This is a genomic window from Zunongwangia sp. SCSIO 43204, from assembly GCF_019904275.1.
Taxonomy (GTDB): Bacteria; Bacteroidota; Bacteroidia; order Flavobacteriales; family Flavobacteriaceae; genus Zunongwangia; species Zunongwangia mangrovi.
In genome coordinates, this window is the sequence record NZ_CP063204.1 from 2,538,800 (window position 1) to 2,562,729 (window position 23,930).

27 protein-coding genes and 1 tRNA gene are annotated in these 23,930 nt (G+C 36.5%); 10 read left to right on the forward strand and 18 right to left on the reverse strand.

Going from position 1 to position 23,930, the window contains the following annotated elements; genetic code table 11:
* The first annotated feature begins 59 nt into the window (after nucleotides 1-59).
* The gene (locus INR75_RS11140) at nucleotides 60-479 is read left to right on the forward strand and encodes a nucleoside-diphosphate kinase (RefSeq protein WP_223088862.1); all 420 of its coding nucleotides are present in this window, start codon (nucleotides 60-62) and stop codon (nucleotides 477-479) included.
* Between the two features lie 127 nt (nucleotides 480-606).
* Here INR75_RS11140 and INR75_RS11145 read toward each other — a convergent pair whose 3' ends face one another.
* From INR75_RS11145 to INR75_RS11155, 3 genes are read right to left on the reverse strand one after another with little or no spacing between them, the layout of a single operon-like run.
* Nucleotides 607-900 (reverse strand): DUF721 domain-containing protein, encoded by a 294-nt coding sequence (locus INR75_RS11145; protein WP_092542518.1) that lies wholly within the window; start codon nucleotides 898-900, stop codon nucleotides 607-609.
* Nucleotides 887-1,333 carry a lipocalin family protein gene (locus INR75_RS11150; RefSeq protein ID WP_223088863.1) on the reverse strand — a complete coding sequence of 149 codons (447 nt, stop codon included), beginning with the start codon at nucleotides 1,331-1,333 and terminating at the stop codon, nucleotides 887-889. Before INR75_RS11150 ends, INR75_RS11145 begins: the two co-directional genes overlap by 14 nt.
* Nucleotides 1,330-2,409 carry a DNA replication/repair protein RecF gene (locus tag INR75_RS11155; RefSeq protein ID WP_092542514.1) on the reverse strand — a complete coding sequence of 360 codons (1,080 nt, stop codon included), beginning with the start codon at nucleotides 2,407-2,409 and terminating at the stop codon, nucleotides 1,330-1,332. The genes INR75_RS11150 and INR75_RS11155 overlap by 4 nt, the downstream gene beginning before the upstream one ends.
* A 147-nt stretch (nucleotides 2,410-2,556) precedes the next feature.
* On the opposite strand from INR75_RS11155, the gene INR75_RS11160 reads away from it, so the two are divergent.
* The 7 genes from INR75_RS11160 to INR75_RS11190 all read left to right on the forward strand — a co-directional run bounded on the left by INR75_RS11160 (nucleotide 2,557) and on the right by INR75_RS11190 (nucleotide 8,866).
* Nucleotides 2,557-3,348 (forward strand): tetratricopeptide repeat protein, encoded by a 792-nt coding sequence (locus INR75_RS11160; RefSeq protein ID WP_223088864.1) that lies wholly within the window; start codon nucleotides 2,557-2,559, stop codon nucleotides 3,346-3,348.
* Nucleotides 3,349-3,361: 13 nt separating this feature from the next.
* Nucleotides 3,362-3,859, forward strand: coding sequence for a 6,7-dimethyl-8-ribityllumazine synthase (ribH, locus tag INR75_RS11165; RefSeq protein ID WP_092542510.1), 498 nt, complete (start codon nucleotides 3,362-3,364; stop codon nucleotides 3,857-3,859).
* Between the two features lie 144 nt (nucleotides 3,860-4,003).
* Nucleotides 4,004-4,297: a hypothetical protein gene (locus INR75_RS11170; RefSeq protein ID WP_370629856.1), complete on the forward strand. Its 294-nt coding sequence runs from the start codon at nucleotides 4,004-4,006 to the stop codon at nucleotides 4,295-4,297.
* The gene (gene mutL / locus INR75_RS11175; protein WP_223088865.1) at nucleotides 4,298-6,157 is read left to right on the forward strand and encodes a DNA mismatch repair endonuclease MutL; all 1,860 of its coding nucleotides are present in this window, start codon (nucleotides 4,298-4,300) and stop codon (nucleotides 6,155-6,157) included.
* A complete protein-coding gene (locus INR75_RS11180) occupies nucleotides 6,158-6,907 on the forward strand; it encodes a rhomboid family intramembrane serine protease (RefSeq protein WP_223088866.1) in 750 nt (249 codons plus the stop codon).
* On the forward strand, nucleotides 6,908-7,816 hold the full coding sequence (locus INR75_RS11185) for a rhomboid family intramembrane serine protease (protein WP_223088867.1): 909 nt from the start codon (nucleotides 6,908-6,910) through the stop codon (nucleotides 7,814-7,816).
* Nucleotides 7,817-8,866 carry an endonuclease/exonuclease/phosphatase family protein gene (locus tag INR75_RS11190; protein ID WP_223088868.1) on the forward strand — a complete coding sequence of 350 codons (1,050 nt, stop codon included), beginning with the start codon at nucleotides 7,817-7,819 and terminating at the stop codon, nucleotides 8,864-8,866. It begins immediately after the preceding gene.
* Here INR75_RS11190 and INR75_RS11195 read toward each other — a convergent pair.
* The 13 genes from INR75_RS11195 to INR75_RS11255 form a co-directional block, all read right to left on the reverse strand.
* Complete coding sequence (locus tag INR75_RS11195; RefSeq protein ID WP_223088869.1) at nucleotides 8,856-9,509, reverse strand: WbqC family protein; 654 nt, start codon at nucleotides 9,507-9,509, stop codon at nucleotides 8,856-8,858. The genes INR75_RS11190 and INR75_RS11195 overlap by 11 nt on opposite strands.
* Before the next feature lie 3 nt (nucleotides 9,510-9,512).
* Nucleotides 9,513-11,090 (reverse strand): signal peptidase I, encoded by a 1,578-nt coding sequence (gene lepB / locus INR75_RS11200; RefSeq protein ID WP_223088870.1) that lies wholly within the window; start codon nucleotides 11,088-11,090, stop codon nucleotides 9,513-9,515.
* 205 nt (nucleotides 11,091-11,295) lie between these two features.
* Nucleotides 11,296-12,012, reverse strand: a complete 717-nt coding sequence (gene dapB / locus INR75_RS11205; protein ID WP_223088871.1) for a 4-hydroxy-tetrahydrodipicolinate reductase — start codon at nucleotides 12,010-12,012, stop codon at nucleotides 11,296-11,298.
* Between the two features lie 2 nt (nucleotides 12,013-12,014).
* On the reverse strand, nucleotides 12,015-12,608 hold the full coding sequence (locus INR75_RS11210) for a DUF5683 domain-containing protein (protein ID WP_092542492.1): 594 nt from the start codon (nucleotides 12,606-12,608) through the stop codon (nucleotides 12,015-12,017).
* Entirely contained in the window at nucleotides 12,598-13,497 is a 900-nt protein-coding gene (locus INR75_RS11215; RefSeq protein ID WP_092542490.1) for a ParB/RepB/Spo0J family partition protein, read from the reverse strand. Before INR75_RS11215 ends, INR75_RS11210 begins: the two co-directional genes overlap by 11 nt.
* 3 nt (nucleotides 13,498-13,500) lie before the next feature.
* Nucleotides 13,501-14,265, reverse strand: a complete 765-nt coding sequence (locus tag INR75_RS11220) for a ParA family protein (protein ID WP_092542488.1) — start codon at nucleotides 14,263-14,265, stop codon at nucleotides 13,501-13,503.
* 101 nt (nucleotides 14,266-14,366) lie between these two features.
* Nucleotides 14,367-15,248 carry an SDR family oxidoreductase gene (locus INR75_RS11225; protein ID WP_223088872.1) on the reverse strand — a complete coding sequence of 294 codons (882 nt, stop codon included), beginning with the start codon at nucleotides 15,246-15,248 and terminating at the stop codon, nucleotides 14,367-14,369.
* Between the two features lie 94 nt (nucleotides 15,249-15,342).
* Nucleotides 15,343-17,466: a methylmalonyl-CoA mutase gene (scpA, locus tag INR75_RS11230; protein WP_223088873.1), complete on the reverse strand. Its 2,124-nt coding sequence runs from the start codon at nucleotides 17,464-17,466 to the stop codon at nucleotides 15,343-15,345.
* A 2-nt stretch (nucleotides 17,467-17,468) separates the two neighbouring features.
* Nucleotides 17,469-18,869: a methylmalonyl-CoA mutase subunit beta gene (locus tag INR75_RS11235; protein ID WP_223088874.1), complete on the reverse strand. Its 1,401-nt coding sequence runs from the start codon at nucleotides 18,867-18,869 to the stop codon at nucleotides 17,469-17,471.
* A 41-nt stretch (nucleotides 18,870-18,910) separates the two neighbouring features.
* Complete coding sequence (locus tag INR75_RS11240) at nucleotides 18,911-19,225, reverse strand: septum formation initiator family protein (RefSeq protein WP_223088875.1); 315 nt, start codon at nucleotides 19,223-19,225, stop codon at nucleotides 18,911-18,913.
* A gap of 18 nt (nucleotides 19,226-19,243) precedes the next feature.
* On the reverse strand, nucleotides 19,244-19,852 hold the full coding sequence (gene udk, locus INR75_RS11245; protein ID WP_223088876.1) for a uridine kinase: 609 nt from the start codon (nucleotides 19,850-19,852) through the stop codon (nucleotides 19,244-19,246).
* 48 nt (nucleotides 19,853-19,900) lie between these two features.
* Nucleotides 19,901-20,368, reverse strand: a complete 468-nt coding sequence (locus INR75_RS11250) for a cytochrome c (protein WP_223088877.1) — start codon at nucleotides 20,366-20,368, stop codon at nucleotides 19,901-19,903.
* A 25-nt stretch (nucleotides 20,369-20,393) separates the two neighbouring features.
* Complete coding sequence (locus INR75_RS11255) at nucleotides 20,394-21,578, reverse strand: PQQ-dependent sugar dehydrogenase (RefSeq protein ID WP_223088878.1); 1,185 nt, start codon at nucleotides 21,576-21,578, stop codon at nucleotides 20,394-20,396.
* Nucleotides 21,579-21,719: 141 nt separating this feature from the next.
* On the opposite strand from INR75_RS11255, the gene INR75_RS11260 reads away from it, so the two are divergent.
* Nucleotides 21,720-21,794, forward strand: a tRNA-Pro gene (locus INR75_RS11260).
* Between the two features lie 216 nt (nucleotides 21,795-22,010).
* A complete protein-coding gene (locus tag INR75_RS11265; protein ID WP_223088879.1) occupies nucleotides 22,011-23,267 on the forward strand; it encodes a site-specific integrase in 1,257 nt (418 codons plus the stop codon).
* A gap of 7 nt (nucleotides 23,268-23,274) precedes the next feature.
* Here the strand turns inward: INR75_RS11265 and INR75_RS11270 are convergent, their stop codons facing one another.
* Both INR75_RS11270 and INR75_RS11275 read right to left on the reverse strand, forming a co-directional pair.
* On the reverse strand, nucleotides 23,275-23,451 hold the full coding sequence (locus INR75_RS11270) for a hypothetical protein (RefSeq protein WP_223088880.1): 177 nt from the start codon (nucleotides 23,449-23,451) through the stop codon (nucleotides 23,275-23,277).
* Between the two features lie 67 nt (nucleotides 23,452-23,518).
* Nucleotides 23,519-23,881, reverse strand: a complete 363-nt coding sequence (locus INR75_RS11275; RefSeq protein ID WP_223088881.1) for a hypothetical protein — start codon at nucleotides 23,879-23,881, stop codon at nucleotides 23,519-23,521.
* Nucleotides 23,882-23,930: the final 49 nt, after the last annotated feature.

Sequence of the window (23,930 nt, forward strand, 5' to 3'; positions counted from 1 at the left end):
AATAACCTTGTATTTGGAAGAGAATTGGTTATTTTTGCTCAAAATTTAAAAAACACGAAATGGCAGGAAACAGAACTTTCACCATGCTTAAGCCTGATGCTGTAGAAAAAGGGCATATTGGTGCAATTTTAGATCAGATCAATGCTTCAGGTTTTAGAATCGTAGCCATGAAGTTAACGCAAATGACAACAGGTGATGCAGAAACTTTTTACGCGGTTCATAAAGAGCGTCCGTTCTTTGGTGAATTAGTAGAATTTATGACAAGAGGACCAATCGTTGCTGCGATCTTAGAAAAAGAAAACGCAGTTGAAGATTTTAGAACTTTAATTGGTGCTACAAATCCTGAAGATGCTGCTGAAGGAACTATTAGAAAAAAATATGCTGCTTCTGTAGGAGAAAATGCAGTTCACGGTAGTGATAGCGACGAGAACGCTGCTATCGAAGGTGCTTTTCACTTTGCAGGTAGAGAAATGTTCTAAGAATATTTTTTGTAATAAAAAGAAAAGCTATCCGGTTTTGGATAGCTTTTTTTATGCTTTTTTTTTTGAAGTTATTGACGCCGCCAAAGGGAATAATACCCTGAGGTATTTTACTTACATGTTTAATTTACCGAAGAACCAGTTTTTCTATAAGCGCTTTCCCTAATTCTTCGTTTAGCATTTTAACTATCTTTTCTTTTCCGTAGCTTAATTCTTCTCGTAAAACAGAAGAACTTAATTGAACGTACAAGGTGCTTCCCTGTAATTTTATTGCAGTGGTGTATTTTTGGATCGCTGGCCCCATTTGCTGATTCCATGCATCCCGAACATGAACTTTATCCAAGCCCTTTTCAAGATTGTTCTTTTCAACAAACTCTTTTAAAACGTCTCCTAAACTTAGATTTTCGTTATTCCTCTTCATTGGTTTCGATATTTATGGGGCTGTATTTTTTGTAATGATATATTTTATTCTGAGCATTTTTTATAACCAGGTTTTCTTCTGAAGCTTCAAGAACAGTTTCCTTCCAGTTATCGTAAGGAGTTTTATAATAAATTCTTAGACTGTCTTCTTCAATTTTTAGATCAATTTTTTCAGCAGAATTGGTGGTTTTAAATGTGCCATCCATCTGGGGTCGCAGTTTTGTACGCTGGCCTGATGATTTGGATGAATCGCTTAGTTCAAAATAATCGACATTCTCACTCATTCTATAAGTAATGGTAGAATCTGGACTTACTTCAACTTTATCAATTTCCCAGTAGCCTTCTAAAAATTGGATCTGTTCTTTTGGATCCTGTTTATTACAACTTAATAGAATTATACTTACTACGAAAAAAAATACTCCTTTAATTTTCACAATTTGAATATTTTATAGGTTTGATTGCTTTCTTTTACCACTTTTTCGGTACGCTCGGCATGCGTATCGCTTATAAATATTTGGCCTAAATCTTTTGTGGCTACCAAAGCTACAATATGCGCAACGCGCTGTTCATCCAGCTTATCAAAAACATCATCTAATAGTAATATTGGGTTTACGCCGCTTATTTTTTTAATAAAATCGAATTGAGCTAATTTAAGAGCCACTAAAAATGACTTTTGCTGGCCCTGAGAACCAAATTTTTTAATAGGATGACCTTCAATTTCAAAACTTAGGTCGTCTTTGTGCGTTCCAACGCTGGTATATTGCAAAACCATATCTTTTTGAAGCTGATCTTCCAAAAGTTGAGATAAAGGCTTTTCAGCAAGCTGACTTTTATAATTAATGCTTACCGGTTCCTTATTATTGGTAATTTCAGCATATCTTTTATTAAATATCGGAACAAATTCTTCTAAAAATTCAAGACGCTTTTTATACAATTTCGATCCAAGGTCATTAAGCTGAAGATTGTAAACTTCTAAGGTGTCACGATCGAAGGTGTGATTGGCTGCAAAATACTTTAAAAGGGAATTACGCTGTGATACTACTTTAGAGTAATTTATAAGATTATTTAAATAGGCATTATCACTTTGGGAGATCACGCCATCCATAAACTTTCTACGAGTTTCGCTACCTTCTATAATAAGGTCACGATCTGCGGGAGAAATAATTACGGCAGGTATAAAGCCAATATGCTCACTAACTTTCTCGTAAGGCTTTTGGTTTCTTTTGATCACTTTCTTTTGCCCACGCTTTGCGCTCACTAAGATGTGTTCTTCTTTTTCGTTTTTCTCAAACGTGCCATCTACCACGAAAAAGTCGGCATCGTGATTAATATTCTGACTGGTAATCGGGTTAAAATAACTTTTCCCGAAAGCCAGGTGATAAATGCTATCTAAAACGTTTGTTTTTCCCACACCGTTATGCCCAACCATACAGTTTATCTTAGGATCGAAGTCGAAAGAAGACGACTCCAGATTCTTATAATTTAATAGAGAAAGCTGTTTTAAATGCATAATTTATTGAAAATCAATGTGGTTTCGATCTGCCGCGCAGGCTAGAAATTGCTAAGCGAAAGAGCTTAAAATATTGAAAAAATACAAATAATTTCCCTTTTAATTTTCACAAAATATTATATTTTTGCCACGCATTAAAAATATCTTATGGCAACGTATAAGAAAAGAGGATATAAACCACAAAAGGAGAACATCCAGGACGTAGAAGAAACAAACGAAAACGAATATGTAGAAGGTCAATCTACTACAGAGGAAGTTTTTAACACTCTAGATGAAGGTGCTAGTCGCACAGAGACTTGGGTAGCAGATAACCAAAAATACATTTATATCGTATTAGGCGTTATTGTTGTAGCTGTTTTGGGATATCTTGGATACGAGCAATTTATACAAGAACCAAAAAGAGCCGAGGCTGCTAACGAAATGGCGCAGGCTCAAAACTATATGCAGGCTGCTATGAATGCTGGAGCTACAGAGAGCGATTCTCTTTATAATCTGGCTTTGAATGGTGGAGAAGGTAAATACGGTTTCTTAGATATTATCGATAATTACGGTGGTACTGCTAGTGCTAATATTGCATCTTATAATGCTGGTTTCGCTTATTTATACACAGGTAAATACCAGGAAGCTATAGAGTATCTAGAGGATTTTAGTAGTGATGATGAGGTTTTAGCTCCTTTAGCTACAGGTGGTATTGGTGATGCGTTTATGCAATTAGAGCAACCAGAAGAAGCTTTAGATTATTACGTGAAAGCGGCTAATATGAGATCTAATAGCTTTACTACACCAAAATTCTTACTAAAAGCAGCTGTTACAGCGCTAGAGTTAGGAAATGCTGAAGATGCTTTAGAGTATCTTAATAAATTAGAAAATGAATATCCAGAGTCTCCTGAAGCAGAACAAGCTCCTGTATTTATTGGTCAGGCTCAGGCAATGAACTAACATATAAACATATATGGCAACCGAAGGAAATAATCTATCGGAATACGATAAATCTTCAATCCCAAACGCGAAAGAATTTCGGTTTGGGATTGTTGTTTCAGAATGGAATGAGAAAGTAACTGAAGGTCTATTTCAGGGCGCTTTCGAAACATTGAAAGAACATGGTGTATTAGAGAAAAAAATCGTGCGTTGGAATGTACCAGGAAGTTTTGAATTAACTTACGGCTGCAAGAAAATGCAGGAAACTTACGATATGCTGGATGGAATCATTGCAATTGGGAGCGTGATTCAGGGAGAAACCAAGCATTTTGATTTTGTATGCCAGGGAGTTTCAAATGGTATTACCCAGTTAAATGTAAATAGCGATACCCCGGTGATTTTCTGTGTATTAACAGATAATAACATGCAACAGGCCTTAGACCGTTCTGGAGGAAAGCACGGGAATAAAGGAACTGAAGCAGCAATTGCAGCCATCAAAATGGCACAACTAAGAAAAGAATCCAGATTTTAATAATCTTAGATAGTATCTTATCATAATCCACATGCCGCTTTTTTAAAGCGGCATTATTATTGCTTTTTTAATTTTATAGAAGAGCTCTTCTATTTTAGAAAGCTTTTAAGTAAATTTGATGTACCACGTTTTAAAGCAATAATTTTGAGAGTCAATTTTTTAAAAACCAAAAAGAACGCCCGTTACAATTATACTCCTCGTTACTATAACGGTAAGGATACGGGTAATATTTACGATTTTGATTCGAAATTTAATAAATATAGGGAAGCTACAAATGCGATAGATTTTGGTGCACAATGGTCTAGAGATCGAAAGGCCAGCCGAAATCGTGGAAATAGAGAAATTAACCGTCGTGTGATTTATGTAGCGCTTGTCCTTATTTTTATTTTTTTGTGGATTATAGATTTCGATTTGTCTATCTTCTCGAATCCTCGTTAAATGAGTGATATAATACAACTTTTACCAGATTACGTTGCTAACCAGATTGCAGCGGGAGAGGTAGTACAGCGCCCAGCATCTGTTATTAAAGAATTACTGGAGAACGCTATAGATGCTTATGCTCAAAATATTCAGGTTGTAATAAAAGATGCCGGCAAGACTTTAATACAGGTTGTAGACGATGGTGCCGGTATGAGTCTTACCGATGCACGCATGTGTTTTGAGCGACATGCGACTTCAAAAATTAAAGCGGCTGAAGATCTTTTCAGTTTAAATACTAAAGGATTTAGAGGTGAAGCCTTAGCCTCGATCGCGGCAATTGCTCATGTGGAATTAAAAACCAGGCCAGAAAATGAAGAAGTTGGTACATGTATCAAAATAGAAGGCAGTAAAGTTTCTTCTCAGGAGCCTTGCGTAACACCCAAAGGAACTTCACTTTGCGTGAAGAACCTTTTTTATAATATTCCCGCAAGGCGGAATTTCTTAAAGTCTGATGCGGTAGAATTACGTCATATCATCGACGAATTTCAGCGAGTGGCAATGGCACATCCGTCGATTGCTTTTTCACTTTTTCATAATGGTGGCGAACTGTTTCAGTTACCAGCAACAAATCACAGACAGCGAATCACCAATATTTTTGGAGCCAAAACCAACGAAAAGCTCGTTCCGGTAAATGAAGATACCGAGATTGTAAAAATTTCGGGCTTTGTTGGGAAACCCGAATTTGCGAAAAGGAGTAGGGGAGAGCAGTTCTTTTTTGTGAATAACAGGTTTATTAAAAGTCCGTATTTAAATCATGCAGTTTCTGCAGCTTTTGAAGGTTTACTGAAGGAAAAAACTTATCCAAGTTACTTTCTTTACCTGGATGTAAATCCAAAAAGTATAGATATCAATATCCATCCCACTAAAACCGAAATTAAGTTCGACGATGAGCATGCGCTTTATGCTATGTTAAGAAGTGCCATAAAGCATAGTTTGGGACAATTTAGTGTGGCACCGGTGCTAGATTTTGATCGTGATTCTAATCTGGATACACCTTATGAATATAAAAATAAAGAGGCTGAAGTTCCCAAAATCGAAGTGGATCGTAGTTTTAATCCTTTCGAAAATGAGTTAAATACATCTTCAATTCGATCTGGCAAAAGTCATAGCTTCAGAAAAGAAAATACACAATCCTGGGAAAGTTTATATGCTGGTTTAAATGCTATTCCAGAGGCTGATCAAACGCAGTTTAAGCAGGTAGAGTTTGAAAGCGAAGAAGTAACCGGGAAGCTTTTTGACGATAATCATAGCGAGCCTGAATCTGGCACCTTTCAACTTCAGAAAAAATATATAGTTTCTACACTGAAAAGTGGAATTTTGGTGATCGATCAAAATCGTGCCCATACCAGGATTTTATATGAAGAGCTTTTAAAGAATATTACGATCTCTGCGGCGGTAAGCCAGCAGCTTCTTTTTCCATTACAGTTACAGTTCAACACAAACGAAATGGAAATGCTCAAAGAAATTAAGGAATCTTTAGAACAAACTGGTTTTATTTTTTCTAATATTGAAGTTGATAACGTAGAGATCACTGGGATACCAACATTAATTAGCGAAAGTGAAGTTGGTATTTTGCTAGAACAGTTGTTGTCAGACTTTGAAAATGAAGTTCCCGATAACGGATTTTCGCAAACAGATTTGCTGGCCAAATCGCTTGCAAAAGGAATGGCAGTAAAATCTGGAACTTTATTAAACAATACTGAACAGCAACACATTGTAAATCGATTGTTTGCGTGTAAAGAACCAGATGTTAGTCCGTTTAACAAATCGGTCTTTATCACTTTAACCGTAGACGAATTAGATAAAAAGTTTACCTAAATGGGAAGAATTTCTGAATCTGTAAAAGTAATTTTAATAGCAAATATTCTATTTTTTATAGGTAGCCAGGTAATAGGTGTAAGGGCTTACGAGCTATTTGCTTTATGGTTTCCAGAAAATCAAAATTTTCAGTTTTGGCAGGTGATCACCCACATGTTTATGCATGGGGGCATTTCGCATATTTTCTTTAATATGTTCGGCCTTTATATCTTCGGAAGTTTTCTGGAGCAAAGTATTGGTCAGAGTCGGTTTTTATTCCTTTATTTTTCTGCCGGTCTTGGTGCTGCCGGACTTCAGATCCTATTCGCTTATCTCGACTTTAATTCCGCTTATAATGCATTGATAGAAAACGGAGCGAGTGTTTCCCAAATTAATGAATTACTAAATCAATTTGATGGGCAGGCTTACGGGATGATGTATAATGGCGGTAATGCTTTAGTAAACGATCTTGCAAGCTCATTTATGGTGCCTATGGTTGGAGCTTCTGGAGCCATATTTGGAGTCACTGCTGCCTTTGCTGTGATCTATCCTAACCTACCTTTGTATATCATGTTTATACCAATCCCAATTAAAGCAAAATATTTAATTGGTGGCTATTTTCTATTGAATGTTTATTCAGCGGTAACTGGACAAACGCTTTTAGGACCATCAAACACCGCTTACTGGGCGCATATTGGAGGAGGGATTATCGGATTCATAACAATGTGGTATTGGAAAAAAAATCAGTTTAATCAAAATAGATGGGACTAAATGAGAACATCTGATAGAATACGATATAAGATAAATACGGCCTCTGTTACAGAGAAACTAATCGCTGTAAATGTGATCGTATTTTTATTCTTCGGAATTTTAAACACGATTTTTTCTCTTTTTGAAATTCCGGGTTTTGCTAATTTTTATGATTGGTTTGTTTTACCTTCAGATCCAGCAGAATTTATCCTGAAACCCTGGACGATTATTAGTTACTCATTTTTGCATGGCGGGATCTTTCATTTGATCTCTAATATGCTGATATTGTATTTCTCAGGAATATATTTTTTAAATTTCTTTTCACCAAAACGACTTTTAAACTATTATTTTCTTGGAGTTATTATTGGTGGATTGGTTTTTATGCTGAGTTACAATTTATTCCCAGCATTTGCAGGTGGTAAATCTTACCTTGTGGGAGCTTCAGCCGGTGTCATGGCTGTTTTAATTGGCGTTGCAACGCAAGCGCCAAATATGTATGTTAGATTACTAATATTAGGAAATTTAAAATTCTGGTGGATTGCGGCCGCATTAGTGGCAATAGATATTATTCAAATTCCAATGGGTAATGCAGGAGGTCATCTGGCGCATCTTGGTGGAGCAGGTTTGGGGTATCTATATACTACGCAATTGCATAAAGGTAATGATATAGGTGCATGGTGGGAGAATTTAATGGACGGCATAGCTAATCTTTTCAAAAAGAGAGAGAAGAAAGCTAAAATGAAAACAGTACATCGTACTTCCAATAAAAGGTCTGGAACTTCATCATCAAACTCTAGATCAACATCAATGTCTAAATCTGAAAAGCAGCAAAAAGTTGATGCGATTTTAGACAAAATAAGTAAAAGTGGTTATGAAAGTTTAACGAAGGCAGAAAAGGATTTTCTTTTTCAGGCAGGCAAAGACGACTAAATGAAAAAACTATCTTGGTTTGATAAATTCATTTTCTTTTTAAATTCTTTATTGGCTATCGCACTAATCGTAGCCTATTTTCTACCGTATATTGCACCAAAAAGTTATCCGCTTATTTCGGTTCTCACCTTAGGTGTTCCAATCTTGATCATTGCGAACCTTGTTTTCTTTTTATACTGGCTGTTGCGTATGAAGCGACATATGCTCTTATCGCTGATCATTATGATTGTAGGCTTTGGTTTTGCTTCTAAGTTTTACAAATGGCCTTTTGCTAGCAGTGAAAGAGGTGGACAATATTCTATAATGAATTATAATGTGAGGATGTTCAATAGATCTAACTGGACGGATGAAGATAACATACCAGACAAAATTAATATAGTTATAGATGAAGCAGATCCGGATATTTTAACCATTGAAGAATATTATAAGAATGAGCATTTAGAAGAAAAGTATCCTTTCAAATACATCAAATATCGATCTGAAAACTCGTCTTTTGGTCAGGCCATATTCTCCAAATTTCCAATGATTAAGAAACAGTCTTTAGATTTTAATTTGGATGACTTTACCGGAGATAATAATAATGCAATTTTTACAGATATACTTATTCAAGAGGATACTATCCGAGTATATAATATCCATTTTCAAAGCCTTAAAGTTACTGAAGATGTTCAGGAAGTAGATAATTTTAAAGATAAACAGGAGTCGAAGAAAGTAGTGAAAAATATTTCGAATGGATTTGTAAGACAACAAAATCAGGCTGAGAAAGTATATCAATCCATCAAGGAATCAGCTTATCCGGTAATAATCAGTGGTGATTTTAATAATACTGCATTTTCGCATACCTATAACCATGTGCGAAATGATCGTTTTCAGGATGCTTATGTGAAGAAGGGCGCTGGGTTTAGTAGTACTTATCATTTGAACTATTTTCCCTTAAGAATAGATTTTCATCTTTTAGATACAGTGTTTGAAGTAAACTCCTACGAACGAATTAAAGTTCCGTATTCAGATCATTACCCTATTTTGACGACCTTTTCTGTTAAAGATTAAATTCTGGGAGTTTTTGATTCTCCAGAAACTCTAAGCTTTGTGGGCCAAGGTTAAAAATTAAGTCTAAGATGCTTAGATTATTTAAAAATCCATGCTTAGGTTCAAACACCTGTTGGTAGCGATCTGATAGGAAATTGAAGTCTTTTTTAGCTGAAATAAGATGTCGACCATTATCTAATCCTTCAGGATTTCTAAAATATTCTTCAGATTGTGTAATTTCAGGTTCTATTCCTATAGCATCAAATACAAATGACTGGCATTTTAAATTGAAATCCATTAAATGAGAAAATCGATTTTCGTATAAATGGATAATTTCATCTTCATAAAACTCAAAAAATGGTGAAGTTTGATATGAAGCTTTTAAAGCACGCCAGTGTTGCTTTTGCCATTCAAAAGAATTATCGATCAAAACTTCACTATAGAGCTGACTGCCATCTGATGTTTTACCTGTAAGTGATGACTTATGCTTTATAGGAATATTCAGTAATAGTTTTCCGTTGGCATCGTAGATATACATTCGGTTTCGATAGGTTTGTTTCTGATAATTATCAAAATGTTCAAAAACGACTTTATCGTACTGCATAATTACAGCGTATTGAGAAACAGGACCAAAATAGGCCGGATGTAATAAAACAGTATTCATTTTTTACGAATCTGATTTTTTACGATTTCTGAAGTAATTAAATCCGAAGAAAATTACCACTAAAATTAGAAAATAAGGTAGGTAGGAAACTGGTTTACCATCACCTTTTACAGTAGTGAACATTCTATCCCATCTTATGCCATCAAAAAATCCTGAAGCATATTTATCTTTACTGAACCATATAAATACCGGTTTTCCAACAACGTGATTATAAGGTACATAACCCCAGCTTCGGCTATCTTCACTATTGTGACGGTTGTCACCCATCATCCAATAGTAATTCTGTTTAAAAGTATAGGATTCTATAGGTTTACCGTTTAAAAGTACCTGTGTACCATTAAGGCTAATAGTATTATCAATACCCATTTCACTTCCTTCATAGACTTCGATAATTCTACGGTAAAACGGTAAAGATTCAGGAGTGATCGCTACTGTTTTTCCCTCTTCAGGAATATATATTGGTCCAAAATAGTCTAAATTATAACGCTTTTTATTATCGTTAGGGAATAGACTGGCTGACTTTTGTTCTTCAGGATAAATACGGCGTTCCAGTGATTTGATATAAGGGTTATTACGTAATCTTTGTGCAGTTTGTTCAGTTAATGCAGAAATTACGAATTCGTTAGTCGCACTATTAAAGTAGAAGCCATCAGTAATATCATACATTTGATACATGTACTGTGCATTCAATTGCTGTCCGTCGGTAGTGCCCTCGTAAGAATACTGTGGTTTTGCTCTTTCTGAAAGTTGAAGTTGTTTCCCATTTATAAAAACTTTGCCTTCAATGATCTCTAAAGAATCCCCCGCCACGGCTACACAACGTTTTACATAATTGGATTTTTTATCAATAGGTTTGTGATAATATTTTCCGTCACCATATTGCTGAAAAGCATTTACGGTATCAACAGGCCAGTTGAAAACTACAATATCATTCTTTTTTACTTCTTCGAATCCTGGTAATCTTAAATAAGGCACCTGAGGCTCTGTAGAATAGGATTTGATTCCAGCAACCGGAATGGTATCATGTACCATTGGGAAGGCAATAGGTGTTTGTGGTATTCTGGCTCCATAGTGAAACTTACTCACAAAAAGATAATCTCCTACTAAAAGTGTTTTCTCAAGAGATGAAGTAGGTATCGTAAATGGCTGCATTAAATAACCATGAACGATGGTTGCTGCTACGACCGCAAACAAAATAGAGCTTACCCATTCCCCGGCCGTAGTTGCAGGCTTAAGGTTTCTATCCTTAACATGTTTTACATCCTGAGTGTAATTAATATAATAGATATAGAATCCCAGTGTAAGAATCGCTAACCACGTATCTGCGGTACTTTTTCTTCCAAAACTTCTTAAGGTCTCTACCCAAATTACAGGGAACATGATAAGATTTACAATCGGAATAAAAAGTAAAATAACCCACCACCAGGGACGGTGAATAATTTTCATTAAGATCACAGCATTGTAAATAGGGATCATAGCTTCCCAGGCTTTTCTTCCCGCCTTTTGATATAATTTCCAGGTTCCGGCAAAATGAATCACTTGCACAACCAGAAAGAAAATAAACCACTCTGTAAATGTCATATCTTATTATTTCCCTGTTAGTATGCCTAAAAGGCTATTCGTTACGCGATAATGGAGATTAATATTCTATAACCTCGATATTCAAATTAATTTTTAACAAGAGACTCAACAGATTAAACTGAGGTAGTTTACTCAAAATTTATTCTGAAAGTAAAACTAAAAATATTGATGTCTTTTGCTAAAATTCGATAAAATAGAAGTCTTTTTATTCAAAAAGACTTGATAGAACATCTTTCATCGTATGTACTCCTTTTTTATCTTTTAACCATTCTGCTGCCACTACCGCTCCTTTTGCAAATCCTTCTCGAGAATGCGCTGTATGCATGATCTCGATATCATCGATTCTGGATGTATAACTTACCGTATGGGTTCCCGGCACATCTTCAATTCGTTTTGCAAAAACCGGAATTTCATTATCATTCGCAGTTTCTAAATGCCAACCTTTCTTACGCTCATTTACATCTATGATCTGCTCAGCTAAACTTATTGCCGTTCCGCTGGGAGCATCTAATTTCTTGGTGTGATGAATCTCTTCAATTTCTACGCCATATTCTTCAAGATTCTTCATCATTCCGGCTAATTTTTTATTCAGCTCAAAGAAGATGTTCACTCCTAAAGAAAAATTACTGGCATAAATAAATGCAGCATCGTTCTCGTTACAAATTTCAACTGCTTCATCGTATTTATCTAACCAACCGGTTGTGCCAGAAACTACCGGAATACCTGCCTTAAAACAAGATGTAATATTTTTAAAAGCGGCATCTGGAATACTAAAATCGATAGCTACATCGATTCCTATTTCTTCCAAGCTATAACTTTCTATATTTTTATCGATCTTCAGAATAATTTCGTGTCCGCGTTCTATAGCAATACTTTCTATTGCCTGTCCCATTCTTCCGTATCCTAAAAGTGCTATTTTCATTTTTAAAATTTAAAATTCAGTGAAAATCCGTAATTTGATTTTCCTGTAAATTTATCGAGATTATAATTTGGTTTTAAACTTAGATCTTCGCTTACATTAAATTGTTGTAGGTGTGCATCTACGTTAGCATCGATAATGTTTAGCGCATAAAATCCTATGGCTACTAAAATCGATATTTCTTTATTTCTCTGGTAAAGTTCCTGGGCGCTTCGCAGTCCCTGGTCTGATATTCTCCCGGCAAATTCGTCTTCACGACCTGCTAGACGTTGTTTGTAAGCTGTACGGTAGCGATCATACTGGCGATCGTTATCGATGTAGAAATAAATAGGAATTCCTATCCCAGCATAAACCAAAGGTACTTTCCAAATTCTGCCATTATAAATCTGACCTAAACCGGGTAGAATTGCCGAGTAAAATGCAGCTTTTGCAGGTGCCAAAGCATTATATGGTTTGTAATCCTGTTCTTCTTCAAGATCTTGTGCTTCTTCGGGATTTTCAATTAGCCTTGGATTTTCTACAGAAAGAGAATCCTGAGCGCTAAGTTGAATTGTTAACAGAAGCAATAACAGTACAGGAAGTAGCTGCTTACTCTTCACCCTGGATCAATTTTTTAATTCGGTTAAATTCCTCTTCAGAAGAAAAAGGGATCGTAAGTTTTCCTTTTCCGTTTTTCTGCACCTTCACATCGACTTTTGTTCCAAGATAATCTGTAAATTCCTTGATACTTTTTTTATAGGTTACCGGTATTGAAGGTTTTGAAGCTGTTTTTTGTTCAGGTCCGTTTTTGGCCTCTTTTACCAGTTTTTCAGTATCTCTTACAGACAATGAGTTTTTTAAGATCTTTTCGTAGATCTCTAACTGTATTTGAGGATCATCTACATTAATTAAGGCTCTACCATGTCCCATTCCTAAAAATCCATCACGCATTCCCGTTTGGATAATTGGATCTAATTTTAAAAGCCGTAAGTAATTAGCAATGGTAGACCGGTTTTTACCTACACGATCACTAAGTTGCTCTTGCGTAAGGCTAATTTCATCAATAAGGCGCTGATAGGAGAGTGCAATTTCTATTGGATCAAGATCCTGTCGCTGTATGTTTTCAACTAAAGCCATTTCCAGGCTTTCCTGGTCGTTGGCAATTCGAATATAAGCCGGGATGGTCTCCAGACCAATTAATTTAGAAGCTCTAAAACGACGCTCTCCAGAAACAAGCTGATATTTATCGAAATCGAGTTTTCTAACGGTAATGGGCTGAATTACCCCAAGTTCTTTAATAGAACTTCCCAGTTCGCGTAAGGCATCTTCGTTAAAACTGGTTCTTGGCTGAAATGGATTGACTTCGATAGAAGATAATTCCAATTCAACTATATGCCCCACCAACTTATCTGCATTTTTATCTTCAGCTGAATTTATATCGTTTTGAGGATCTTTCAATAGCGCAGAAAGACCTCTACCAAGTGCCTGTTTTTTTGTAGCCTTCGCCATCCTCTAACTGTTTTTCTTAATAATTTCGTGCGCCAAACTTAAGTAATTTGTAGCCCCTTTACTAGACGCATCGTAATTAATTATACTTTCTCCATAACTTGGCGCTTCACTTAAACGCACATTTCGCTGAATGATTGTTTCAAAAACCATTTCATCGAAATGTTTTTGAACTTCTTCTACAACCTGATTAGAGAGTCGCAAACGGCTGTCGTACATCGTAAGCAATAAACCTTCGATATCCAGTTTATTATTGTGTATTTTCTGAACGCTTTTTATAGTATTCAATAATTTACCTAAACCTTCTAGGGCAAAATATTCACATTGAATAGGAATAATTACTGAATCTGAAGCTGTTAAAGCATTTAAAGTTAACAATCCTAGGGAAGGAGCACAGTCTATTAATATGTAGTCATACTGATCTTTAAGCGGAGTGATTGCTTTTCTTAGCATCGACTCACGATTTTCCTGATCAACCAGTTCAATTTCGATAGCTACTAAATCGATATGGGCAGGTATAAGATCTAAATTGGGTGAACTTGTTTCCATGATCGCTTTTTCTGGAGTAATAGAATGTTCCAAAAGCTGATAGGTTCCCAATTCTATTTCTTCAACATCAATTCCTAATCCTGAAGTTGCGTTTGCCTGGGGATCGGCATCAATAAGAAGTACTTTTTTTTCTAAAACACCAAGGGAAGCAGCAAGATTAACTGAAGTTGTAGTTTTTCCTACTCCACCTTTCTGATTGGCAATAGCGATGATTTTACCCATTAATTTGTATCAATTTTTGAAGGTAAAAATACAATTTATTATAGGTTTATAAAATCATTTTGTTAACAGGTTTTTCAAAAACTTTAACAATCGCAAGAGTTTTAACCTCTTTTTTTAGCTTTAATCATCGCTTCTAGCTGATCCCATAATTCTTCGGGGATCGCTTCCAGCAAATTAAACTGCCCGGCGCCCTTTAACCATTCCCCACCATCAATGGTAATAACTTCCCCATTTATATACGCAGAAAAGTCAGATACCAGATACGCGGCAAGATTTGCCAGTTCCTGATGATCGCCAACTCGTTTTAGTGGAACTTTTTTAGCCAGATCGAATTTATCTTTTAAATCACCCGGTAATAATCTATCCCAGGCACCTTTGGTTGGGAATGGGCCCGGAGCAATTGCATTACAGCTAATACCGTATTTAGCCCATTCTACCGCAAGAGACCTGGTCATCGCCAAAACTCCTGCTTTTGCGGTGGCGCTTGGGACAACATAAGCAGAGCCCGTCCAGGCATAGGTAGTAACAATATTTAAAATTGAGGTATTTTCGGTTTTTTTATCAATCCAATGTTTCCCAAAGGCTAGCGTACAGTTTTTACTTCCTTTAAGAACAATATCGATAATGGTATCAAATGCGTTTGCTGAAAGACGCTCGGTAGGAGATATAAAATTTCCGGCAGCGTTATTCAGCAAAACATCAACTTCTCCAAATTCAGCCAAAACCAGTTGAAGCATTTTTTCAACTTCATCATAATTTCGAACATCACATTGCACAGGCAAACACTTTCCGCCGGTTTCGTTTTCTAATTCTGAAGCTGTATTCTGAAGTTTTTCAAGGTTTCTTGAAGATATTGCAACATTAGCTCCTAATTCTAAAAAATACTTGGTCATTGATTTTCCAAGACCGCTACCACCACCGGTTACAACAATCGTTTTGCCTGCTAAAGCATCGTCACGCAGCATTTTTTTTGTGAAGTCCATTATTCTGAATTTGTAAGTTCAGAAATGAATTTACTTATATTTTTTCAGAATTTGTGGTAAAAGATGCTCAAAATTATGCATTTCGAATTATTCATCACTCATCAATCAAGATTTCTAATAATTGTACTGCGGCATCACTAATTTTTGTACCTGGTCCGAAAACCGCTACGGCACCGGCATCAAATAAATATTGATAATCCTGCGATGGGATCACACCCCCAACAATCACCATAATATCTTCACGACCTAGTTTTTTAAGTTCTTCCAAAACCTGCGGCACCAAAGTTTTATGCCCGGCTGCTAGTGACGAAACACCAAGAATATGAACATCATTTTCTACTGCCTGTTTTGCCGCTTCTTTTGGCGTTTGAAAAAGCGGACCAATATCTACATCAAAACCTACATCGGCATAAGCGGTAGCTACGACTTTTGCTCCTCGATCGTGCCCATCCTGTCCCATTTTAGCGATCATAATTCGTGGTCGGCGACCGTCCTGCTCGGCAAATTTATCGGCAAGTTCTCTGGCTTTTAAAAATGTTTCGTTGTCTTTCATTTCTTTAGAATAAACTCCGCTAAAAGATTGAATTTTCGCCCTATATCTACCAAAAGCCTCCTCCAGCGCATCGCTTATTTCTCCCAAAGTAGCTCTTTTTCTTGCCGCTTCAACGGCTAAAGCCAATAAATTTTCTTGCCCGGTTTGAGCCGATTTTGTAAGATTTTCGAGTACTTTTTTTACTTCAGATTCGTTTCTTTTTGCCTTAATTTTTTCGAGGCGTTCTATTTGTTGATTGCGTACACTTTGATTATCAACTTCAAGAGTAAGCAATTCCTCTTCTTTTTGTAAGCGATATTTATTGGTGCCAACGATAACATCGGTTTCGTTATCAATTCTGGCTTGTTTTCTAGCCGCGGCTTCTTCGATACGCATTTTTGGGATTCCGGCTTCGATGGCTTTCGTCATTCCGCCAAGATCTTCAACTTCTTCAATTAGTTTCCAGGCTTTTTCAGCAATATCATTCGTTAAACTTTCAACATAATAACTACCGGCCCAAGGATCTACAGTTTTAGTGATCGATGTTTCCTGCTGAAGATGTAACTGCGTATTCCTCGCGATTCTTGCTGAAAAATCTGTAGGCAAAGCAATTGCCTCATCTAAAGCATTGGTATGTAAACTTTGCGTGCCACCAAATGCCGCAGCTGCCGCTTCTATGGAAGTCCGTGCTACATTATTAAAAGGATCCTGTTCTGTCAAACTCCATCCGCTGGTTTGCGAATGGGTTCTAAGCGATAAGCTTTTTGGATTTTTAGGATTAAATTGTTTTACCAGTTTTGCCCAAAGCATGCGTGCTGCTCGCATTTTAGCAACTTCCATAAAATGGTTCATACCAATTGCCCAAAAGAATGAAAGTCGAGGTGCAAAACTATCGATATCCATCCCGGCTTCTAAACCTTTACGAATATATTCTAATCCGTCTGCCAGTGTGTATGCCAATTCGATATCACTTGTCGCACCAGCTTCCTGCATGTGATAGCCAGAAATACTAATGCTGTTGAATTTTGGCATATGTTGCGAGCTGTATTCAAAAATATCGGCAATGATCTTCATCGACGGAGTAGGAGGGTAGATGTAGGTGTTTCTCACCATAAACTCCTTTAAAATATCATTTTGAATTGTTCCTGAAAGCTGCGCTGGTTTTACGCCCTGTTCCTCGGCTGCGACAATGTAAAAAGCTAAAATGGGTAATACCGCGCCATTCATCGTCATGGAAACCGACATTTTATCTAACGGAATCTGATCGAAAAGGATTTTCATATCATCAACCGAATCGATTGCCACACCGGCTTTTCCCACATCGCCAACCACACGCTCGTGATCACTATCGTAACCACGGTGCGTTGCCAGATCGAAAGCTACCGAAAGGCCTTTTTGCCCGGCAGCTAAATTTCTGCGATAAAAAGCATTGCTTTCTTCAGCGGTAGAAAATCCTGCATATTGCCTTATCGTCCAAGGGCGTTGCACGTACATCGTACTGTAAGGTCCGCGTAAAAATGGCGGCGTACCGGCAACAAAATTAAGATGCTCAAAATTTGCAATATCTTCTTTGGAATATGAAGATTTGATGTTTATTTCTTCCGGTGTTTTATAGGTCGAAATTGTGGATTTTTCGCCTATTTTTTTTTCGATCAACTGTAAATCTTTAAGGTCTTTTCTTGCCATAATTATGCGTTTACAGTTTTTTCGGTTGCTAATCGTTGCTCTTCCAGTTTTTCACTTAATCGGCGTTCTAAAATCGGTTCGATCAAGGTTTTTCGGGGATTTTTCTTCAAGAACGGATATAACTGAATCTCATCCTGCATTTTATCTGCCGGATTTTGATATTTGTTGGTACCAATTAAAATAAGTTCCCCAGCATCGAATTTCGCCTGTTCTTTATCAGCCGATTCTCTTATTTTCTTCTGGATAATACTTTCCTTCAGTTGTTTTAAAAATCCGCCTCCGTTTTCAATATCCTTAAAGGTCGCCAGGGCTTTTTCAGCAAACTGTTCAGTTAGGTTTTCGATATAATAGGCACCTTCCGCAGCATTTTTTACTTTATTTAAATGCGCTTCGTGCTTCATAATTAAAAGCTGATTGCGGGCGATTCTATTACCAAACTCGTTATTTTTATGATAAACCGCATCGTAGGGTAGATTAAAAATAGCATCTGCACCACCAAGAATTGCACTCATACTTTCTGTAGTGGTGCGCAATAAATTTACATTGTAATCGTAAAGCGTTTTGTTACGTTTTGAAGGTTGGGCGAGAATAAAAACTTCTTTGTTGAATCCGTAAGCTTCAGCGATACTTGAAAAAAGCCATCGTAAAGCTCTAATTTTAGCAATCTCGAAAAAGTAATTTGGCCCCACGGCCACTAAAAATTGCAATTTGAGCGTTTTTTTTACTTCCGCAGAAAGAAAATTCACCTCGTTAATATGATTCAGGTATTCGTTTGCATGTGCGATCGCATAAGTCAATTGCTGCGGAATCGTAGCGCCGGCGTTTTGATACAGCATGGTATCTACGGAAATAACCGATTCGAAATTCGACGAATTTTGAAGAATTTTGTCTAAAATTTTATGATCACTTTCTAAGTTAGCAAACCAGTTTCCTGAAGCCGCTAAATTCCCAATAATATCGATCTGCAAGTAAACTTTTGCATTTTTATCCTGAAAAAAATTACGCAAACCTTTTAGAAATTCTTCAGAAAAAAAAGTGAATTTCAGGTAAATAGGAGTAGAATGAAAATCGAAGTTTTTGAATAGTTTTTTTAGATCGGTTTTTTCTGAAGAAATGATAAACCAGATACTTTCAGCTCCTTTTTCGATTAGTTTTAAAGCGCGGTAATTACTTTTTTCTTCAGAAACCACAAAAATCTGGTCGCAAATCGACCAATCTTTGCTAGAATCTATCTGTAAAGCTTCTATTTGATCGTCCTGATGATAAAATGGCCTAATGTCTACGCCATCTAAAGTATGAGTTACCAGGTTTTGATAATCTGAACCCTGTAGCTCAAACTGAATTTTCTGTTTCCATTGTTTTGCAGAAACTTCATCAAAATCCTGAAATAATGATTGCTTCATAATCGTGTGGTTTTAAGAAAACAGCGGAAAAATGACCAATATTAATCTACAGTATCGTATTCGATAATGTAGATTTCTTCGTTAGGACGTTTCATATAATATTTTTGGCGAGCAAATTTTTCTAATTCTATAGAATCGCCTAAAGTGCCAATGATGGCTTTATCGTGAGAAATCTCCTTTTGGTAATATTCCTTGTTTTCTCTAAGCTCGTTAATTTCCTGGTTAAGTTCGTGGTGGATAAACCAGGAATTGCTATCTAAAAAGAACATCCAGATCGCAAAAATAAGGCCTAGCAAAACATATTTATTGCTAAGTATTTTAAACCATCTTTTATTGCGAAGTTCTTTTAATTTCATGTGCTTAAATATACAAAATTAGGACAAGCGATCTTTTATAATTGTTTGAACGATATCAACAGCTACCGTATTGTAACGATTGGTAGGGATTATTATATCCGCAAATTCTTTGGTAGGCTCAATAAACTGGTTGTGCATTGGTTTAAGTGTTGTTTGGTACCGCCAAAGCACTTCTTCCAGATCACGACCACGATCTGCAATATCTCGTTTAAGACGACGAATCAAACGCTCGTCACTATCTGCATGTACATAAATTTTGATATCGAACATATCGCGAATATCGGCATGAGCAAGAATTAGAATTCCTTCTACGATCACCACTTTACGAGGATGAACTTCTATAAATTCTCCTGTTCTATTATGTTCTTTGAATGAATATACCGGCTGCATCACATTGTTACCGGCTTTTAATTCCTTAAGGTGAGAAACCAATAGATCGAAATCTATAGATTTTGGATGATCAAAATTGATCTTTTTACGTTCTTCGAAGCTTAGATGGCTGGTATCCATATAATAGGAATCCTGGGAGATTACATCTACTTCTTCATTCTTTAACTCGTCGATTATTTGATTTACAACGGTAGTCTTTCCGCTACCTGTACCTCCGGCAATTCCAATTATTAGCATCTGAGAAAATTTGGGGCAAATTTAATTATTTACCCCAAAAATTAAATTTTATTCAGATTTTTCTACTGCGGCAACTTCTTCTTCGGTTACCATATCGTCGATTTTGTTACTCCAGGAATTCATTGCGTAGTTAAGTGCATCTGCAACTTCCTGGTTGCTTAATCCCATAGGAGTCATTACGTTATCGTATTCTTTACCGTTCACGGTGATTGGTCCCTGCATACCGTATTTTACACCACGAATACTTTCAGTTCTTTTTTCTCTTAACCAGTTAGAACCGTCGAGTGGAGGATAGGTTCCCGGGATTCCTTTTCCGGTAGGAAGGTGACAGGTAACACATAGCTGAGAATACACTTTTTTACCTCTTGCGATACTTTCGTCTAAAGGTGTTTTTTCTGCTGAACTGTTATCTGCCGGGATAGTGTAGGTCTCTTCCTCTTCGGTAGATTCCTGCTTTTTGTCTGATTTGCAAGCCATAGCTCCCAGAATCACGGCAATACTTAGTAACTTTTTCATTGTTTATCGTTTGTGTTTAATCTAATTATTCTGCTTTCTTTACTAACTTTAATACGCCTTTTCCTTCCACGCCAAGATAGATATTTCCATCGGGTCCTTCAACAACTTCTCTTAATCTTCCAACATTTTCCACTAATTTCTCTCTTTTGGTGATTTTCTTTCCGTCTAAAATCAAAAGTTCTAAATACTGAAATTTAAGGGAGCCGGCTAATAAATTCCCTTGAAGTTCTGGATATTCTTCAGAAGTTACATAAGCGAATCCACTTGGTGCGATTGAAGGTAGCCAGTAAAAAATAGGATCTTCAAACTCTGGCCGGCTACGCTCGTCTGTGATAGGGGTGCTATCGTAATTTTCTCCGTAGGTAACAACCGGCCATCCATAGTTAGCACCTGCTTTTACAACATTTATTTCATCACCGCCTTGTGGGCCATGTTCGTGAACCCAAATTTCGCCAGTTTCAGGATTTAAGATCATTCCCTGTGGATTACGATGCCCATAAGAATAGATAGCTTCTTTAGCATTATCTTCACCTACAAATGGATTGTCCTGCGGAATGCTACCATCATCATTTAGGCGATAAACTTTACCGTTGTCTCTTGTAATATCCTGTGGATTTTTATCACGAGCGCCACGTTCTCCGGCTGAAAAATATAAGTAACCCTCTTTATCGAAACTAATTCTGGAACCAAAATGCTGTCCTTTTGTGGTATTTGGACCAGCCTTATATAATACTTCTACATTGGTAAGTTGAGTACCGTCGATCTTAGCTCTGGCGATTGCAGTATTTCCACCTTCGCCTTCACCTTCAGAAGACGCATAGGTAAAATAAATCCAACCATTATTTGCATAATCTGGGTGTACAGCGATATCAAGTAATCCGCCCTGGCCACGCACATAAACTTCAGGAACATTTGAAAGTTTTTGTTTTTGCCCGTCTTTGTAATGATAAATGTCACCAGACTTATCGGTAATTAGCATACTATTATCTGGAAGAAAATCGATTCCCCATGGGATAGCAATGCCTTCTACAACAACTTCTGTGTTGTAATTATCATTAGTCTCGGCCGGGATTGGCTCTGGTACTTTTTGTTGAGTTTCTTCTGTATTTTTTGGGGTTTCCTGCTTTTCTGCAGTATCCTTTTCTTCAGTATTCTGGCCGCAAGAGATTAAGCTTAAAACAATTCCTAATTGAATAAAAGTTTTTTTCATGAGTGGTGTTATGAGATTGGTTGTAATTTAAGGGATTAAAAGCTATTTAATGAACTAATATATAAAAAATCTAAACTTACCATTGTGGTGCTAAAAGAATTATTATATTTGCACCCGCAATTGAGAATAACAATTGTAAAACGGGGTGTAGCGTAGCCCGGTCATCGCGCCTGCTTTGGGAGCAGGAGGTCGCAGGTTCGAATCCTGCCACCCCGACGAACTAAGTATCAAACTTTAGTAAAATCACTGAAAATCAAGTATTTTCGGTGATTTTTTGTTTTAAGACATACCATCTAAAACCAAAGGTTATGGTTCTGTTCAGTGAATGATTCGGTGAATGCTTTTTCTTCATTTATTTCTTACCTTAAGAGTGCATAACGGCTGATTTGATTTTCGTCTATAGTCATGTTTGTTTCATTAAAAAACCAGCTTATGCCAGAGTTTACCACCTTTTCCGTATTATTCTTTACCAGAAAGATCAGTAAAAATGCTGAGAAACTTTCTATTTATGCCCGTATTACCGTCAATGGTAAATCAGCCGAAATGAGTCTCCAACGTAAAACTTCAGTGAATGAATGGGACTCTTCCAAAGGGCGGCTTCGAGGATCTAGCGAACGCATCAAACAAATGAACCGTTACTTAGATCAGGTTTATTACCAATTATTAGAGACGCACAAGCGTTTATTGGAAAAAGACAACCTTATTAGCGCTAAAGCCGTTAAAGCTGCTTACAGCGGACTTGATGAAGATCACAAAAAATTGAGTGATATCGTAGATTATCATAATTCACAGATGCAATCGGTGTTAAAGTGGGGTACGCTAAAAAACTACTTTACCACTGCTAAATACCTGACCGAATTTCTAAAGCAAAAAAGAAAAGTTGATGATATCTACTTAAAACATATCAATTACCGATTTATCACGGAATTTGAACATTTTTTGCGCACCTATTCCCCGAGTAAAAAAAGAAAGACCTGTTCCACCAATGGCGTAATGAAACATTTGGAACGGTTTAAAAAGATGATCAACCTTGCTATTAAATTGGAATGGATACAGAAAAACCCTTTTCAGAATTATAAAATGAAGTTTGAAAAGAATGAACGTCAGTTTTTATCGGAACGGGAATTAAAATTAGTGGAAGACACTTATTTTAAAAGTGGTTCTTTGGAACGGGTGAAAGATATGTTCCTTTTTTCCTGTTATACCGGACTAACCTATGCTGAACTGAAAGAACTGACCAAAGATCATATTGTAAAAGGGATGGACGGTAAAGATTGGATTTATACCAAAAGGGCAAAAACCAATGAGCCTGTAAAAGCTCCCCTACTGAGCAAAGCTGCTAGCATTTTAAAAAAGTATAAAGATCATCAATATGATCTCTTGGATGAATGTTTATTTCCGGTATTATCCAATCAAAAGATGAATAGCTACGTCAAAGAAGTGATGAAAGCTTCAGGAGTTCGAAAACATATTACGTTTCATTCGGCAAGACATACTTTTGCTACAACTGTAACTTTATCTAATGGAGTACCGATCGAAACGGTATCCAAGCTTTTAGGACATACCAAGTTATCGACCACTCAAATTTATGCAAGAGTGATGGAAAATAAAATCAGTAGTGATATGAATAACCTGGAAGAACTCATAGCAAGGAAGAAAGAAGACAAAACAAAGCGAAAAAATAAGTAGTAAAACTTTATTGTTTAGCCTTTAATCTTGCCAGTGGGTTTTTACCTGAGATAAATAACCCTAGCCCCATACCTATCAAAAGACCGTAGAGTAGAAAAAACATTCCGCCACCAATCTCGAGATAGATTAGTAATGCACCAATAATGATAAATACGATTCCGGAAAGTTTAAATTTATTATGCATGAGACTAAACTACTGATATATGATTAAAAAACAAAAAAGGTTATCGAGTAGTCTTCGGTAACCTTTTTTATTCTAGTGGAAATTCTTCTTCGTTTTGATTAAACAAATCAAGTAATTCTGTTTTTGGATCGAGCATAAAATGCTCCAATTGCTTTAAGGCTTTTTCTTGGATTGCCCCGAAACTTTCATACTCCAAAGATCCGGCAGCGATATACTCCTCATCCAAATCTAACACTTGGGATAAATAGGTATCATCTTCACCATAGTAGTAAATAATAGCATCAGAGCCTAAAATATTAAGCTCTAGTGAATATTGAACATGCTCAAAATGCTCTTTAGTAAAAAATTCAGGTAATGTAAAAGATATTGTTTTGCTTGATGGATCAAACGAAAGAATGGTAGGGATATAAAGTTTTCCAAGATCAAACATCAGATTTGGTGTTTTCAGTTCATCTTTCACTAATGTACTAAAAGATTCA

What these genes read in the sequence shown, in the direction of transcription:
- INR75_RS11140 (WP_223088862.1), top strand. Translation starts at nt 60, where the DNA reads ATGGCAGGAAACAGAACTTTCACCATGCTTAAGCCTGATGCTGTAGAA.
- INR75_RS11145 (WP_092542518.1), bottom strand. Translation starts at nt 900, where the DNA reads ATGAAGAGGAATAACGAAAATCTAAGTTTAGGAGACGTTTTAAAAGAG.
- INR75_RS11155 (WP_092542514.1), bottom strand. Translation starts at nt 2,409, where the DNA reads ATGCATTTAAAACAGCTTTCTCTATTAAATTATAAGAATCTGGAGTCG.
- INR75_RS11160 (WP_223088864.1), top strand. Translation starts at nt 2,557, where the DNA reads ATGGCAACGTATAAGAAAAGAGGATATAAACCACAAAAGGAGAACATC.
- ribH (WP_092542510.1), top strand. Translation starts at nt 3,362, where the DNA reads ATGGCAACCGAAGGAAATAATCTATCGGAATACGATAAATCTTCAATC.
- mutL (WP_223088865.1), top strand. Translation starts at nt 4,298, where the DNA reads ATGAGTGATATAATACAACTTTTACCAGATTACGTTGCTAACCAGATT.
- INR75_RS11180 (WP_223088866.1), top strand. Translation starts at nt 6,158, where the DNA reads ATGGGAAGAATTTCTGAATCTGTAAAAGTAATTTTAATAGCAAATATT.
- INR75_RS11185 (WP_223088867.1), top strand. Translation starts at nt 6,908, where the DNA reads ATGAGAACATCTGATAGAATACGATATAAGATAAATACGGCCTCTGTT.
- INR75_RS11190 (WP_223088868.1), top strand. Translation starts at nt 7,817, where the DNA reads ATGAAAAAACTATCTTGGTTTGATAAATTCATTTTCTTTTTAAATTCT.
- INR75_RS11195 (WP_223088869.1), bottom strand. Translation starts at nt 9,509, where the DNA reads ATGAATACTGTTTTATTACATCCGGCCTATTTTGGTCCTGTTTCTCAA.
- lepB (WP_223088870.1), bottom strand. Translation starts at nt 11,090, where the DNA reads ATGACATTTACAGAGTGGTTTATTTTCTTTCTGGTTGTGCAAGTGATT.
- dapB (WP_223088871.1), bottom strand. Translation starts at nt 12,012, where the DNA reads ATGAAAATAGCACTTTTAGGATACGGAAGAATGGGACAGGCAATAGAA.
- INR75_RS11215 (WP_092542490.1), bottom strand. Translation starts at nt 13,497, where the DNA reads ATGGCGAAGGCTACAAAAAAACAGGCACTTGGTAGAGGTCTTTCTGCG.
- INR75_RS11220 (WP_092542488.1), bottom strand. Translation starts at nt 14,265, where the DNA reads ATGGGTAAAATCATCGCTATTGCCAATCAGAAAGGTGGAGTAGGAAAA.
- INR75_RS11225 (WP_223088872.1), bottom strand. Translation starts at nt 15,248, where the DNA reads ATGGACTTCACAAAAAAAATGCTGCGTGACGATGCTTTAGCAGGCAAA.
- scpA (WP_223088873.1), bottom strand. Translation starts at nt 17,466, where the DNA reads ATGGCAAGAAAAGACCTTAAAGATTTACAGTTGATCGAAAAAAAAATA.
- INR75_RS11235 (WP_223088874.1), bottom strand. Translation starts at nt 18,869, where the DNA reads ATGAAGCAATCATTATTTCAGGATTTTGATGAAGTTTCTGCAAAACAA.
- INR75_RS11240 (WP_223088875.1), bottom strand. Translation starts at nt 19,225, where the DNA reads ATGAAATTAAAAGAACTTCGCAATAAAAGATGGTTTAAAATACTTAGC.
- udk (WP_223088876.1), bottom strand. Translation starts at nt 19,852, where the DNA reads ATGCTAATAATTGGAATTGCCGGAGGTACAGGTAGCGGAAAGACTACC.
- INR75_RS11250 (WP_223088877.1), bottom strand. Translation starts at nt 20,368, where the DNA reads ATGAAAAAGTTACTAAGTATTGCCGTGATTCTGGGAGCTATGGCTTGC.
- INR75_RS11255 (WP_223088878.1), bottom strand. Translation starts at nt 21,578, where the DNA reads ATGAAAAAAACTTTTATTCAATTAGGAATTGTTTTAAGCTTAATCTCT.
- INR75_RS11265 (WP_223088879.1), top strand. Translation starts at nt 22,011, where the DNA reads ATGCCAGAGTTTACCACCTTTTCCGTATTATTCTTTACCAGAAAGATC.
- INR75_RS11270 (WP_223088880.1), bottom strand. Translation starts at nt 23,451, where the DNA reads ATGCATAATAAATTTAAACTTTCCGGAATCGTATTTATCATTATTGGT.
- INR75_RS11275 (WP_223088881.1), bottom strand. Translation starts at nt 23,881, where the DNA reads ATGTTTGATCTTGGAAAACTTTATATCCCTACCATTCTTTCGTTTGAT.